Below are 13,645 nucleotides of genomic sequence, written 5' to 3'. Positions count from 1 at the left end.
CGGCTTTTGATTCCGTCAGCTTGCTCCGCGTCACCAACGGCTAAAGCGCACGAACACCGTGACCGCCGGATTCGTGCTTCCTGATAGTGGAGATACGAATGAGTCACCGCCGACGTCCCGCCCCCCGCCAGCGCGCTTTTGCCGTGCCGGCCCCGCTTCCCCATCCATCCTGGTCGCCGCCGAACGACGGCCACCGGATTACCCCGCAGGAATTCTGGCAGCGTCTCGGGCTGTGATCATGCTGCGATGCGGGGCAGCCGGGTCGGGTGGGCGCATCGCCCGGCAAGCATCGAGCATGACGAGTTAAAAACTCAATTAAATTAATTGAATTGATAGTTTTTCTTGAGTTTCAATAAGAAATCTTCCGGCGCTCGCTTCCGCCCGCGCCTGCTAGACCCATCGTCGGCCCTCGACCCCGCGGCAAAGCTTTTGTCATCCGGGTCGTTGGCGCCACCCCAGAATATAATATTGACCAGGAGGCTTTCCATGCACCGTTCGATCCCCTTCACTGCCAGCCTGATCGCGATTGCCGCTTTCGGTGCGGTTCCCGTCTTTGCGCAGGACAGCGAGCTTCCAGCCGACGCCGGCGCGTCGCAGGGTGATGAGATCATCGTGACCGGAACGCGTGCGGCGGGCCGTTCGCGACTCGATTCCCCCGCACCGGTCGATGTGCTCAGCGGCGAAACGCTGCGCCGTCAGGGTTCGACCGAGGTCGGGCAGGCGCTCGCGGCCATCGCTCCCTCGATCGACTTCAAGCGATCGTCGGCGGTCGACGGCACCGACGCGATCCGCCCCGCGACGCTGCGCGGCCTGTCGCCCGACCAGACGCTGGTGCTGATCAACGGCACGCGCGCGCACACCTCGGCGCTGCTCAACGTCAACGGGTCGGTCGGCCGCGGTTCGGCGGCGGTCGACCTCAACACGATTCCCACTGTCGCGCTCGACCGGATCGAGGTGCTGCGCGACGGTGCCTCGGCGCAATATGGCTCCGACGCCATCGCCGGCGTCATCAACCTGCGCCTGCGCGAAGCGCGCGAGGGCGGCGGGGTGTCGGCGACCTATGGCATTTACGCGACCGACGTCGATACCGCGCGCGGCAGCCGCAGCGTGACCGGCGAACCTGTGCTGACCGTGTCGGGCTGGCAGGGGATCGGCTTCGGCAACGACGGCTATCTCACCATCTCGGGCGAATATGTCGACCGCAAGCCGACCAGCCGCGGCGATTTCGATCCGCGCGTCACGCCATCGCGCGTCACCAGCCGCTTCGGCGATCCCGAAGTCGAACAGGCGACGGTATTCGCCAATGCCGGCGTCGGCATCGGCGAGGCGCTCCAGCTCTACGGCTGGGTCGGCTATCAGGACCGCGACAGCAAGAGCGCGGCTTTCCCGCGCCTGGCCACCGCGGCGGCGGCGGGGGGCGTCGGCAGCATCTGGCCCGACGGCTTCCTGCCGCTCATCAACACCAAGTCGCGCAACCTGACGAGCGCGCTGGGCCTGCGCGGCGATGTCGGCGAATGGAATATCGACCTGAACCTCAGCTATGGCCGCAACCGCATCGCGTTCCGGACGCTCGATTCGGCGAACTACAGCCTCGGCAGCGCTTCGCCGACCGAATTTTACGACGGCGCGGTCACCTATGACCAGTGGATCGGCGGCCTCGACGTATCGCGCAAGTTCGACGTCTTTGAATCGCTTAACCTTGCGTTCGGCGCCGAATGGCGGCGCGAGGGTTACAAGATCGCCCCGGGCGAACCCGCGTCGTACGAAGGCGGCGGCGCGCAAGGCTTCCCTGGCTTTGCACCGCGGAACGCGGTCGACGCGCATCGCCGCAACATCAGCGGCTATATCGACATCGAGGCCGAACTGACGTCGCGCTTCCTTGTCGCGGTTGCGGGCCGGGTCGAGGATTATTCGGACTTCGGATCGACCGCCAATGGCAAAGTCTCGGCGCGCTTCGACGCGACCGACTGGTTCGCGCTGCGCGGCACCGCTTCGACCGGTTTCCGTGCGCCGTCGCTGCAGCAGCAATATTATACCTCGGTCACCTCGGTGGTGGACAGCGGCAATGTGCTGCTGACTGGCCATTATCCGTCGACCAACCCCGTCGCTGTAGCGCTCGGCGGCCTGCCGCTCGAACCAGAGAAGTCGACCAACTTCTCGCTTGGCGGGGTGATCCACAGCGGACCGTTCAGCCTGACCGTCGATGCCTATCAGATCAAGATTCGCAATCAGATCGCACTGTCAGAAAATATCCGCGGCACGGGCGCGCCGGGCGATCCGATCAACGCGATCCTCGATCCGCTCGACGTTCAGGCGGCGCGCTTCTTCATCAACGGTGTACGCTCGAAAACGCAGGGCATCGACGTCGTCGCCAATTACAAGGCGCGGACCGACAGCCTCGGCACGTTCGATCTGACGCTGGCGGCGAACTTCAACGATGTCGACGTGACCCGGGTACCGACCTCGACCGCGACGCTTGACCCGGCGCCGACGCTGCTCGGACGGTCGCGCATCCTGACGCTGGAGGAAGGCACGCCGCGCACGAAGGTGACCGGCGCTATCGATTGGTCGGATGACCTGCTCGGCGCAACGCTGCGCACCACCTATTACGGCGGGGTCAATCAGCCGGGCACGCCGGCCGACGGATCGGGCGACGTCCTGTCGGGCAAGCATGTGATCACCGACCTTGAACTGCGTTATCAGCCGGTGAAGGGCGCACAGTTCGCGCTCGGGGCGAACAATCTGTTCGACGTCTATCCCGACGCGACGCCGACGGCGCTCAACAGCACCGGGGTGGTGGGTTTCCCCTATTATTCGCCCTTCGGGTTCAACGGACGCTATCTCTATGCGCGCGTCGGGCTGAACTGGTGACGGCCGCGCGGGATCGCTGACGCTTTCTCAGCCCGGCCGCAGGCCCTGATCGGCCCGTAGCCGGGCTGCGCTGGCGTTAACGGCTGCGTGTTTATCGGCGGAGATGGAGGCCATGCCGGGGCCTTCCTTCTCCGCCGATGCCGCCTTCACGCGGTTTCGCGCTCGCGCGGATCCGAAATCCAGCCAGCTTCAAAGGCCGCGGGATCGCTGTCGAAAAAGCTGATCGCTTCCTCGATCACGCCATTGTCGCGCACATAGTCGCGCCAGAGGCCGAGCAGTTCGGCAAGAATGTCGGGGTGCGTTTCGGCCAGGTCGTGCACTTCGCCGCGGTCCTTTGACAGATCGTAAAGCTGCCAGCGCGACTGGCCGTCGCCGTCGGGCACATAGACCGCCTTCCAGTCGTCCCGGCGGATCGCGCGGCGGCCGAACAGCTCCCAGCCGGTCGTCGCGCCCTCCGGATGGATCGTATCCGCGTCGCCGTTCAGCCAGCCTGCGAAACTGCGTCCCGTCGGCTCGGCGATCGTCCGGCCGCGGTAGCTGGTCCCCGGGTGCGCGGCGCCCGCAAGTTCGAGCAGCGTCGGCGTGACGTCCTTCACGGTTCCGAACACGCCCGAAATCTCACCGGCACGGCTGCCGCCCGGGGCGCGGATGATCGTCGGCACGCGGATGCCGCCTTCGGTGGTATAGGTTTTGACGAGGCGCGACGGCGCGGTCGCGGCTTGCGCCCAGCGCGGGCCATACCAGGCATAGCTGCCCGGATGCCCGAGATTGTCCAGGCTGTTGTCGCAATGCTCGGCAATCAGCTTTGCGAATACCGGCCCCATGATCGGCATCGCCTCGACGATCGCCCCCTCGGCGCCATTGTCGGAGAGGAAGATGACGAGCGTATTTTCATATTGACCGCTGCGTTTGAGATGTCCGACGACGCGGCCGACATTCTGATCGATGCGATCGACCATCGCGGCATAGACCTCCATCGTCCGCGCCGAATGCGCGCGTTGTTCGGGGGTCTGTTCGCCCCATTCGGCTTCGCCTTCGGCGACGACGGGCGCGATCGTGGTATCGGCGGCGACGAGGCCCAGCTGTTTCAGCCGTTCGAGCCGGTGTTGACGAAGTGCGTCGGGGCCGTCGTCATATTGTCCGCGATATTTCTGGATGTCGGCAGCCGGCGCCTGGAGCGGCCAGTGCGGAGCCGAGAAGGGAAGATAGGCGAAGAAGGGGCGATCATCGCCCGCGGCGTCGGCTTCCTCGAAAAATTCGATCAGCCGGGTCGCGAAATAGTCGGTCGAATAAAAAGGCGTCGGCAGGTCGGTGACCCATTCGCCGTCCTCGGCATAGATGGGTCCGCGCGCTGCGATGCGGTCGAGCGGGCCGCCGCCGAAATGGTCGGCGCCGCCGGGAAGCAGCGCGAAGCTGCGTTCGAACCCGCGCGCGTGGGGCGACCGGTCGAGCGTGTGGCCAAGGTGCCATTTGCCCGAAAGGATCGTGCGATAGCCGGCATCGCGCAGCAGTTCGGGAAGCGCGGCGACGCGGTCGTTGAGATAGCCTTCATAGCCCGGCGCGCCCGCGAAGTCGGGACGCACCGTCTCGATCATCGATCCGATGCCGGCGATATGATGGTCGACCCCCGACAAAAGCATCGCGCGCGTCGGCGAGCAGGCGGGTGCCGAATGAAAGTCGGTCAGCCGCACGCCCTCGGCAGCGATCGCATCGAGATGCGGCGTATCGATTTCGCTCCCGAAGGCGCCGAGGTCGGAGAATCCCATGTCGTCGACGACGATCAGCAGGATATTGGGACGCGTGTCTTTGGTCGCGGTCATCGCGAACTCCTTCGTTGGGGGAGGGGTTTGCTATTCGGCCTGCGGCACCCCGAGTTCGGCAAGCAGCGTGTCGCGGAGCGCGTCGAAATCGGCACCGCCGGCGCGCCGCGGATGCGGCAGGCGGACGCGGCGGTCGAACGCGATGCGGCCTTCCTTCAGCACGAGAATACGGTCGGCGAGCAGGATCGCTTCCTCGACATCGTGCGTGACGAGCAGCGTCGCGGGACCATGCGCCTGGCACAGTTCGCCGATCAGCCGCTGCATCTTGAGCCGGGTCAGCGCGTCGAGCGCGGCGAAAGGTTCGTCGAGAAGCAGCAATTTGGGTTCGCGGACGAGCGCGCGGGCGAGCGCCGCGCGCTGCGCCTCGCCGCCCGACAGCGTCGCGGGCCAGGCGTCCGCGCGATGATCGAGGCCGACTTCGGCGAGCGCCGCCCCGGCGCGTTCGCGGGAGGCATGTTTGCCGGCGAGGCCGATCACGACATTCTTCCACACCGTCTTTGACTGGACGAGGCGCGGTTCCTGAAAGACGACCGTGCGCGCTTCAGGCACCCACGCTTCGCCGCCGTCGGGCGCGTCGAGCCCGGCGAGGATGCGGAGCAAGGTCGTCTTGCCGCTGCCGGACGCGCCGAGCAGCGCGACAAACTCACCCGAATGGATGGTAAGGTCGAGGCTGTCGAGGACCGGCTGACCCGAAAAGCGCCGCGTTACCTCGCTGGCGTGGACGGCGACGGGGTGGTGCGAGAAATCGATTTCGACGAAATCCCGGGCAGCGAAATCGATCGCGAAGGCGGTGGACATGGGCTTTCTTCCTTAACGAATGGCGACACCCGCCCGCCAGGGCAGGAAGACGCGTTCGAGCGAGCGGACGACAAGGTCGGCGCCGAGGCCGAGGACGGCGTAGATGGCAATGCAGATCAGGATGACGTCGACCTGCTGGTACATTTGGGCGCTGTTGAGGAGGTAGCCGAGCCCCGCCGAGGCGTTGATCTGTTCGGCCGCGATCAGCACGAGTACCGAGACGCCGAGCGAGAAGCGGAGGCCGGTGAAGATTTGCGGCAGCGCGAGCGGCAGCACGACGTCGGCGATCAGGCGCCAGCCCGACAGGCCGAAGCTGCGCATCGCCTCGATCACCTTGCGGTCGACGTTGCGCACCCCGGCATAGGTGTTGAGATACATCGGGAACATCGTCGCGAGCGCGATGAGGAGGAGCTTCGGCGCCTCGCCGATCCCGAACCAGACGATGAACAGCGGGACGAGCGCGAGAAAGGGGATGGTGCGCAGCATCTGGAGCAGTGCGTCGAACAACTCCTCGCCGAGTTTCGAGAGGCCGGCGATGGTGCCGAACACGAGGCCGAAGACGATCCCGACCGCGCCGCCGGCGAGCGCGCGGGTGAGCGAGGTCGCGATCTGCTGCGCCAGCGCCTGTTCGGTCCACAGCTGCTGCCAGCCCTGGACGAGGCCCGAAGGCGAGGGGAGGATCGAGGGGTCGATCCACCCGGCGCTGGTCGCGATCGCCCAGGCGGCGACGAGGATCAGCGGCCCGATGGCGCGGCGGAGGAAGGAGAGCCGCCCCGAATGCTGGCTCGCTTGCCGGACGACGGGCTGGACGAGGCGGCCGGGGTCGATGCCGGGCACGAGGATGGCGGGCGCGCTCACTTGGCCACCTCCTGCGCCGCGATGACGCTGTCGTAACGCTTGTCGAAAATCGCGCGTGCATCGAGCTTTTTGCGGATCAATCCTTCCTTGAAGAAGAGGTCCGCTTCGTCCTGGTGCGCGGCGATGATGGTGTCGTCGATCGGCGCATATTGCGCGGGGGCCCGCGTCAGGATCTTCTCCGCGATATCGACGCCGACATTATAGCGCTTGGCGAGCGCCGGTGCGGCCTTCGACGGATTCTCGCGCTGCCAGCGGGTGGCGCGCGCGGCGCGCTGGACAAGATCGCCGATCGCCTTGGCCTTTGCCGGATCGGCGAGTGCGGCATCGGAGGCGACGAGATAGAAAAAGCCGGGCGTGTTCGGCGGCGCGCCGCTGGCAAGAACCCGCACCTTGCCGGCGTCGAGCGCCTGCGTCAGATAAGGTTCGCTGATCGTGATCGCATCGGCCGATCCCTTGTCGAGCAGCCCGGTCCCGAAACCGGTGGCCTGCACGGGCTTGATGTCCCTCAACGACAAGCCTTGTTTTTCGAGCAGGCGCGCGACGAAATAATGGAGCACCGTGCCCTTCATGAACGACACCGATTTGCCCTTGAGGTCGGCGACGCTGCGGATCGAAGAGTCGGGCTTCACGACCAGCGAATAGGGTGAGCCGCCGCCGTCGATGGTCTTGCTGACCGCGACGACCTTAACCGGGCTGCCTGCTGCCTGTGCGAAGATCAGCGGGGTTTCGGCCATCCAGCCGACGTCGAGCGATCCGCCGGTCTGTGCCGCGATGATCGGTGGGCCACCGACGAAATTGGCCCATTCGATCTTATAATCGGTCGGCAGGCCTTCGCCCGATACATCGAGCGAGGATTTGAGTGCGTGCAGCTGGTCGCCGATCTTGAGCGTCGTGCCGCCGTCGGCCGTGCCGCCGCAAGCCGCGAGCGAAAGGAGCGCGACGGCCGCGAGCCCGCGAAGGGGGGTGAGGGAGAGTTTCATCGTCTGCGCCGGGGTTATGCGGCGCCGGGGCCGACGGGGCGGTCACCGACGATCGTCACGCGCTCCATATGGCGCGCTTCGCTATAGTCGGGGACGGCATAATGCTGGGTCGAGCGATTGTCCCAGAAGGCGATCGAGCCTGGACGCCAGCTCCAGCGGACATGGAATTCGGGACGCTTTACCTGGTTGAACAGCTTTGCGAGCAGGGCGTCGCTCTCCGCCTCGGGCAGGCCGACGATGCGCCGCGTGAACACCGAATTGACGTAGAGCACTTTCTCGCCGGTTTCGGGGTGGATGCGCACCACCGGATGCTCGACGGGCGGGAAGCTCTTTTGCAGCGCATCGCGCTTTTCCTCGCTGTCGAGGAACTGCAGGAAGGTGCGCGTGTCGTGGACTGCGGTCAGGCCGTCGATGCGTTCCTTGGTTTCGTCGTCGAGCGTTTCATAGGCCGCGACGGCGTTGGCGAAGACGGTGTCGCCGCCCAGCGACGGCGATACGCGCTGGAGCAGGATCGACGCCGCCGACGGGTCGGTGCGAAAGGTCGTGTCGGCATGCCAGTTGCCGTCGCTGGTCTGGCGATAGCCGCCGGGCAGCCGCTCCTTCAGCTCTTCCGAAATGAGCGGCAGGATTTGCGGATATCCGGGAAGCGAAAAGACCGGATGTTCCTCGAGATCGCCGAAGGCGGCACCGAGCGCGATATGCTGTTCGCGGGTGAGATTCTGATCGCGAAAGAAGAGGACGCGATATTTGAGCAGCGTCGCGCGGAGGGCGTCATAGGTCGGGCGGTCGAGCGGGCGGGCAAGGTCGATGCCACTGATCAGCGCGCCGAGGCTCGGCTGGAGCGGGGTGATGTCGAAGAGGGCGGTGGCGGTTTCATGGTCGAGCGTCTGGACGGTCATGGAAAAAGGCTTTCGATATGGCGAAACGGCGCGCGTTCTTCGGCTGCAGAACAGGGTCTGCAGCCCCGCGTGCATCGCGGTGCATGAAGGCGCGCGTGGCAGCGCGCCGCGTCAGGAAAGGAAGCGATCGCCTAGGCTGGCTGTAGCCTGACAGTGCTGCCGGGCACCGCTGGAGATCGCTGGAACAAGTGCATCGTATCACCTCATGGACTGAGGGGAACACGATACCTGGCGCTGTCGCCTGAGCATCGCGCGCTTTAGCTGTTGGTAACGCGGAGCAAGCTGCTTCCCGATCAAAAGCCGCGGATCCGGAGGAATCGATGGCGGGTTCCGGATCATGTCCACCGCAATGTCAATTTGATCAGTTGAGATATTCGCGTCAAGCATAGTTTCGCTTTGCAGCGGCAAAGCGTCGCAATGTTCGCTCGCCTCGCCGCCGGAGCGGGGTTAAGACATTGGTAGATTGGAAGTACCGCCATGAAACGCTTGTTCGCACTGTTCGCCGCCGTCGTGCTGACGGCCATCTCGCCCGCGCTTGCCGCGCCGAAAGCGGGCGATGTAATCATCCGTCATGTCACCGTCATCGATGTCGAGGGCGCGAAGACGCTTGCCGGGCAGGCAGTGGTGCTGCGCGGCGGCGACATCGTCGCGGTCGGTGACGACGCCGGCATTGCGAAGCAATGGCGCGCGAAGCGGATGGTCGACGGCAAGGGGCGCTACCTCATTCCCGGCCTGTGGGACATGCATGTCCATTTCGGTGGCGGCGTCGACCTGATCGAGGAGAATAAGGCGCTGTTGCCGCTATACATCGCCAACGGTATCACGACGATCCGCGACTGTTCGGGCGACCTTGCCGATCAGGTGCTCGCGTGGCGCGGTGCGATCGCGAACGGCGACCTGTTCGGCCCGCGCCTGCTGACGTCGGGCGCGAAGATCGAGGGGATTGCGCCGGTGTGGAAGGGCACGATCGAGGTCGGCGGCGACGCCGATGTCGATGCTGCGCTCGCTCGCCTCACGACGCGCGACAAGGTCGATTTCGTCAAGATCACCGACAATACGCTGAAGCCCGAGCTGTTTCTCTATGCCCTGCGGCGGGCGAAGGCGTTGGGGATCAGGACATCGGGGCATATCCCGATGGCGCTGACGGTCGATCAGGCAGTCGATGCGGGGATCAGTTCGATCGAACATCTCGATTATGCTTATAATGCGGGGGCGAAAGACGAGGCCGCGATCGCCGCCGATTTCGCCGCCGGGCGGATAGACCGCGCCGAGGCGAACCGGCGGCTGGGGGCGGGGTTCGACCGCGATACGGCGATGGCGGCCTATCGCCGCTTCGCCGCGAAGGGGGTGTCCGTGACCCCGACGCTCAACGGCAGCCGCATCCTCGACTATCTCGATCGGGACGACCACAGCAAGGATGCGGGGCTCGCCTATATCGGACCGAAGCTGCGCAAGACCTATGATTGGCGAATCGAACGGGCGGCGAAGGCCGACGCCGCGGCGATCGCGGCGCGGCATGCGCAAAGCGACGCGGTCGGCGCCATCCTGCCGATGCTGGTCGAGGCGGGGGTGCCGATCATCGCGGGGACCGATGCCGGCTTTCTGAACAGCTTCAACTATCCCGGTTTCGGCCTGCACGACGAGATCGAACTTTATGTGCAAAAGGGGCTGACCGCCGCGCAGGCGCTCGCTTCGGCGACGCGCGCGGGGCCGGCGTGGTTCGGCTGGCTCGACCGTTATGGGGCCATCAAGCCCGGCATGGCGGCCGACCTCGTCCTGCTCGATCGCAATCCGCTGGACGATATTGCGGCGACGCGCGCGATCGATACGGTGATCGTGCGCGGCGAAGTGCAGGATCGCGGGGCGCTCGACGAGATGCTCGCCGATACGCGTGCGAAGGTTGCGGCATGGAATGCCGAGGCCGCTTCCCGCTAAGGCGCGGTGGCGCGTGCGGCCTGTCCGGCGCGCCGGATGCTCCACAGGGTGAACAGCCCGATCGCAGCCCAGACCACGTTCAGCACCGCCGACGGCAAGGCGCCATTGTAGCCCGAATTGACGATGAAGCCGCTCGCCCCGATTACGTTCAGCCATTGATAGAGTTGGCCACGCGCCGCGAGCTTGCCAAGCGAGAGCAGGACATAGGCGCCGAGGATGAGGACGGCGGCCGCCCAGCCGGTCACCTCGATCAGGATTTCGGAGGCATCCATCGCTTTTCCTTTTGGGAGCTCGGCTGGGAACGCGCCTAGCGCAGCGTACGCTCGATCGCCTCGACCGCATCCTTGGCTTCGGCGAGCCGCATTCCGGTCAGGTCGCGCATCCGCTTGATCGCCTCGATCTTGCGGCCGCGGCGGATCAGGTCGAGGATTTGGTCGTCGCTATGGACTTCGGTGTGGACCTGGACGGTCACCGGCCCCGTGTCGATCGGCGCGGGCCGGGGCGGGGAGGGCGCGCGCGGCGGCGGACCCGTGAGGTCGCGCGCGCCGCTGTCCTTGCGCAGCGCGAGCACGAGACCCGCGCCGCAGAGGAAGCCGAGGGCGAAGAGAAGAAGTCCGCTCATCGCCCTCGGCCGTACATCAAGCCGCGAGCTTGCGCAGCACGTAATGCAGGATGCCGCCGTTCATATAATATTCGACCTCGTTTGCCGTATCGATGCGGCAGAGCGTGTCGAAGCTGAAGGTCGAGCCGTCGGCGCGGGTGACGTTCACGGTGACCGTCTGGCGCGGTTTCAGGTCCGCGACGCCGGTGATGGTGAACTGGTCGTCGCCGGTGAGACCCAGCGTCTCGCGGGTCTGGCCGTCCTGGAACTGCAGCGGCAATACGCCCATGCCGACGAGGTTCGAACGGTGGATACGTTCGAAGCTTTCGACGATCACGGCGCGGACGCCGAGCAGGTTGGTGCCCTTTGCCGCCCAGTCGCGCGACGAGCCGGTGCCATATTCCTTGCCCGCGATGACGACGAGCGGGGTGCCGTCGGCCTTGTGACGCATCGCGGCGTCATAGATCGGCATGACTTCGGCGCCATAGCGCGACATGCCGCCTTCGATGCCGGGGACCATTTCATTCTTGATGCGGATGTTGGCGAAGGTGCCGCGCATCATGACGTCGTGGTGGCCGCGGCGCGAGCCGTAGCTGTTGAAGTCGGCCTTGCTAACCTGATGTTCCATAAGCCATTTTCCGGCCGGCGAGTCTGCCTTGATCGAGCCGGCGGGGCTGATGTGGTCGGTCGTGATGCTGTCGCCGAGGATCGCGAGCGGCTTGGCATCGACGATATCGCTGACCGCTTCGGGGGTCATCGTCATGCCCTCGAAATAGGGCGGGTTCGCGACATAGGTCGATCCGGCGCGCCACTGATAGGTCTCGCTGCCTTCGACCTGGATCGCCTGCCAATGCTTGTCGCCGGTATAGACCTGCGCATAGCGCGCCTCGAACATGTCGCGGTCGACCGCGCCTGCGACCGTCGCGGCAACTTCCTGGTTGGTCGGCCAGATGTCCTTGAGGAACACGTCGTTCCCCGACTGGTCCTGCCCGATCGGGGTGGTGGTGAAATCCTCGATCACCGTGCCCTTCAGCGCATAGGCGACGACGAGCGGCGGCGAGGCGAGGAAGTTCGCGCGCACGTCGGGCGACACGCGGCCTTCGAAGTTGCGGTTGCCCGAGATCACCGCCGCGGCGACGAGACCGTTTTCGTTGATCGCCTTCGAAATCGGTTCGGCGAGCGGACCCGAATTGCCGATGCAGGTCGTGCAGCCATAACCGACGAGGTTGAAGCCGATATTGTCGAGATGCTGCTGCAGCCCGGCCTTGACCAGATAGTCGGTGACGACCTGCGACCCCGGGGCAAGCGAGGTCTTGACCCACGGCTTGGGCTTCAGCCCCAGCGCGTCGGCCTTTTTCGCGACGAGCCCCGCGGCGACGAGCACGCCGGGGTTCGAGGTGTTGGTGCAGCTAGTGATCGCGGCGATGGTGACGTCACCGTCGCCGATGTCGAAATCCTCGCCCTCGACCGGCACGCGCGTCTGTGCCTTTTTATAGGTGTTCGTCATGTCGGCGTTGAACACATCGTCGACTTCGGGAAGCGAGACGCGGTCCTGCGGACGCTTCGGCCCCGCGAGCGACGGCACGACGCTGCCAAGGTCGAGTTCGAGCGTGTCGGTGAACACGGGGTCCGCCGCGCCCTCGACGATCCACAGCCCCTGTGCCTTGGCATAGGCTTCGACGAGCGCGATATTTTCTTCGCTGCGGCCGGTCAGGCGCATGTAATCGATCGTCTTGTCGTCGACGCCGAAGAAGCCGCAGGTCGCGCCATATTCGGGTGCCATATTGGCGAGCGTCGCGCGGTCGGCAAGGCTGAGCGTCGCAAGGCCGGGGCCGAAATATTCGACGAAGCGGCCGACGACGCCCTTGGCGCGCAGCATCTGCGTCGCGGTGAGCACGAGGTCGGTCGCGGTGACGCCTTCCTTCAGGCTGCCGGTCATCTTGAACCCGACGACTTCGGGGATCAGCATCGACACCGGCTGGCCGAGCATCGCGGCCTCGGCCTCGATCCCGCCGACGCCCCAGCCGAGCACGCCGAGGCCGTTGATCATCGTCGTGTGGCTGTCGGTGCCGACGCAGGTGTCGGGATAGGCGACGGTTTCGCCCGCGCCATCATCGCTCGACCACACCGCCTGCGCGATATGTTCCAGATTGACCTGGTGGCAGATGCCGGTGCCCGGGGGCACCGCCTTGAAATTCGACAGCGACTTGGAGCCCCATTTCAGGAAGTCGTAGCGTTCGCCGTTGCGATAATATTCGATCTCGACATTCTGTTCGAACGCTTTCGGGGTACCGAATTCGTCGACCATCACCGAGTGGTCGATGACGAGGTGGACGGGGACGAGCGGGTTGATCTTGGTCGTGTCGCCGCCGAGCTTGGCGATCGCATCGCGCATCGCGGCGAGGTCGACGACGCACGGAACGCCGGTGAAATCCTGGAGCAGCACGCGCGCCGGGCGATACTGGATCTCGCGGTTCGAATGCGGATCCTTCTGCCAGTCGACGAGCGCCTGGACATCGTCGGTCGACACGGTGAAGCCGCCGTCCTCGAAGCGCAGCAGATTTTCGAGCAGCACCTTCATGCTGAACGGCAGGCGCGACACGTCGCCGAGCTTCGCTGCGGCCTTGTCGAGCGAATAATAAGCGTAATTCTTGCCGCCGACGCTCAGCGTCGAGCGGGTCGCCAGCGTGTCGTTGCCCGTGGTCGTCATAGGATTGCAGTCCCCATATTGGCGCGGCGGGGAATGACCATCCGGTGGCAGAGCGGGAGAGCGGGGCCAGCGGGAGTCGCACGCGCAGGTTTATGTCCGCGCCGCCTTACGCCCAGGTCAAGGAAATGCAAGGGGGTGGGGGAGGTTGGGTTTGCGCGAAGGGGCGAGACGCA

The 13,645-nt window shown here is 65.5% G+C and carries 10 protein-coding genes; 2 read left to right on the top strand and 8 right to left on the bottom strand.

The window, feature by feature from the left end; all coding sequences use genetic code 11:
• The first annotated feature begins 486 nt into the window (after window positions 1-486).
• Window positions 487-2,871 (top strand): TonB-dependent receptor plug domain-containing protein, encoded by a 2,385-nt coding sequence (locus FHR22_RS20250; RefSeq protein WP_166945657.1) that lies wholly within the window; start codon window positions 487-489, stop codon window positions 2,869-2,871.
• Window positions 2,872-3,017: 146 nt separating this feature from the next.
• Here the strand turns inward: FHR22_RS20250 and FHR22_RS20245 are convergent, their stop codons facing one another.
• The 5 genes from FHR22_RS20245 to FHR22_RS20225 are packed head-to-tail and all read right to left on the bottom strand — an operon-like array spanning window position 3,018 to window position 8,226.
• Complete coding sequence (locus FHR22_RS20245; protein ID WP_166945655.1) at window positions 3,018-4,691, bottom strand: arylsulfatase; 1,674 nt, start codon at window positions 4,689-4,691, stop codon at window positions 3,018-3,020.
• A gap of 30 nt (window positions 4,692-4,721) precedes the next feature.
• Window positions 4,722-5,489: an ABC transporter ATP-binding protein gene (locus tag FHR22_RS20240; protein ID WP_166945653.1), complete on the bottom strand. Its 768-nt coding sequence runs from the start codon at window positions 5,487-5,489 to the stop codon at window positions 4,722-4,724.
• 12 nt (window positions 5,490-5,501) lie between these two features.
• Window positions 5,502-6,347 carry an ABC transporter permease subunit gene (locus tag FHR22_RS22440; RefSeq protein ID WP_208417834.1) on the bottom strand — a complete coding sequence of 282 codons (846 nt, stop codon included), beginning with the start codon at window positions 6,345-6,347 and terminating at the stop codon, window positions 5,502-5,504.
• A complete protein-coding gene (locus FHR22_RS20230) occupies window positions 6,344-7,327 on the bottom strand; it encodes an ABC transporter substrate-binding protein (RefSeq protein WP_166945651.1) in 984 nt (327 codons plus the stop codon). The genes FHR22_RS22440 and FHR22_RS20230 overlap by 4 nt, the downstream gene beginning before the upstream one ends.
• A gap of 14 nt (window positions 7,328-7,341) precedes the next feature.
• Entirely contained in the window at window positions 7,342-8,226 is an 885-nt protein-coding gene (locus FHR22_RS20225; protein ID WP_166945649.1) for a TauD/TfdA dioxygenase family protein, read from the bottom strand.
• Window positions 8,227-8,703: 477 nt separating this feature from the next.
• Here FHR22_RS20225 and FHR22_RS20220 point away from each other — a divergent pair, with 477 nt between their 5' ends.
• Window positions 8,704-10,161, top strand: coding sequence for an amidohydrolase family protein (locus FHR22_RS20220; protein WP_166945647.1), 1,458 nt, complete (start codon window positions 8,704-8,706; stop codon window positions 10,159-10,161).
• On the opposite strand, the gene FHR22_RS20215 is transcribed toward FHR22_RS20220, so the two are convergent.
• Genes FHR22_RS20215 through acnA form a run of 3 tightly spaced genes read right to left on the bottom strand, consistent with a single transcriptional unit; the run spans window position 10,158 to window position 13,472 of the window.
• Complete coding sequence (locus FHR22_RS20215; protein WP_166945645.1) at window positions 10,158-10,433, bottom strand: CBU_0592 family membrane protein; 276 nt, start codon at window positions 10,431-10,433, stop codon at window positions 10,158-10,160. The two genes, FHR22_RS20220 and FHR22_RS20215, sit on opposite strands and share 4 nt — an antisense overlap.
• 35 nt (window positions 10,434-10,468) lie before the next feature.
• Window positions 10,469-10,783, bottom strand: coding sequence for a ribosomal protein L7/L12 (locus tag FHR22_RS20210; protein ID WP_166945642.1), 315 nt, complete (start codon window positions 10,781-10,783; stop codon window positions 10,469-10,471).
• A gap of 16 nt (window positions 10,784-10,799) precedes the next feature.
• On the bottom strand, window positions 10,800-13,472 hold the full coding sequence (gene acnA, locus FHR22_RS20205) for an aconitate hydratase AcnA (RefSeq protein ID WP_166945638.1): 2,673 nt from the start codon (window positions 13,470-13,472) through the stop codon (window positions 10,800-10,802).
• Between the last annotated feature and the right edge of the window lie 173 nt (window positions 13,473-13,645).

The sequence above is a fragment of the Sphingopyxis panaciterrae genome (genome assembly GCF_011762125.1).
Taxonomy (GTDB): Bacteria; Pseudomonadota; Alphaproteobacteria; order Sphingomonadales; family Sphingomonadaceae; genus Sphingopyxis; species Sphingopyxis panaciterrae.
This window is presented reverse-complemented; position numbering and strand designations above follow the sequence as displayed.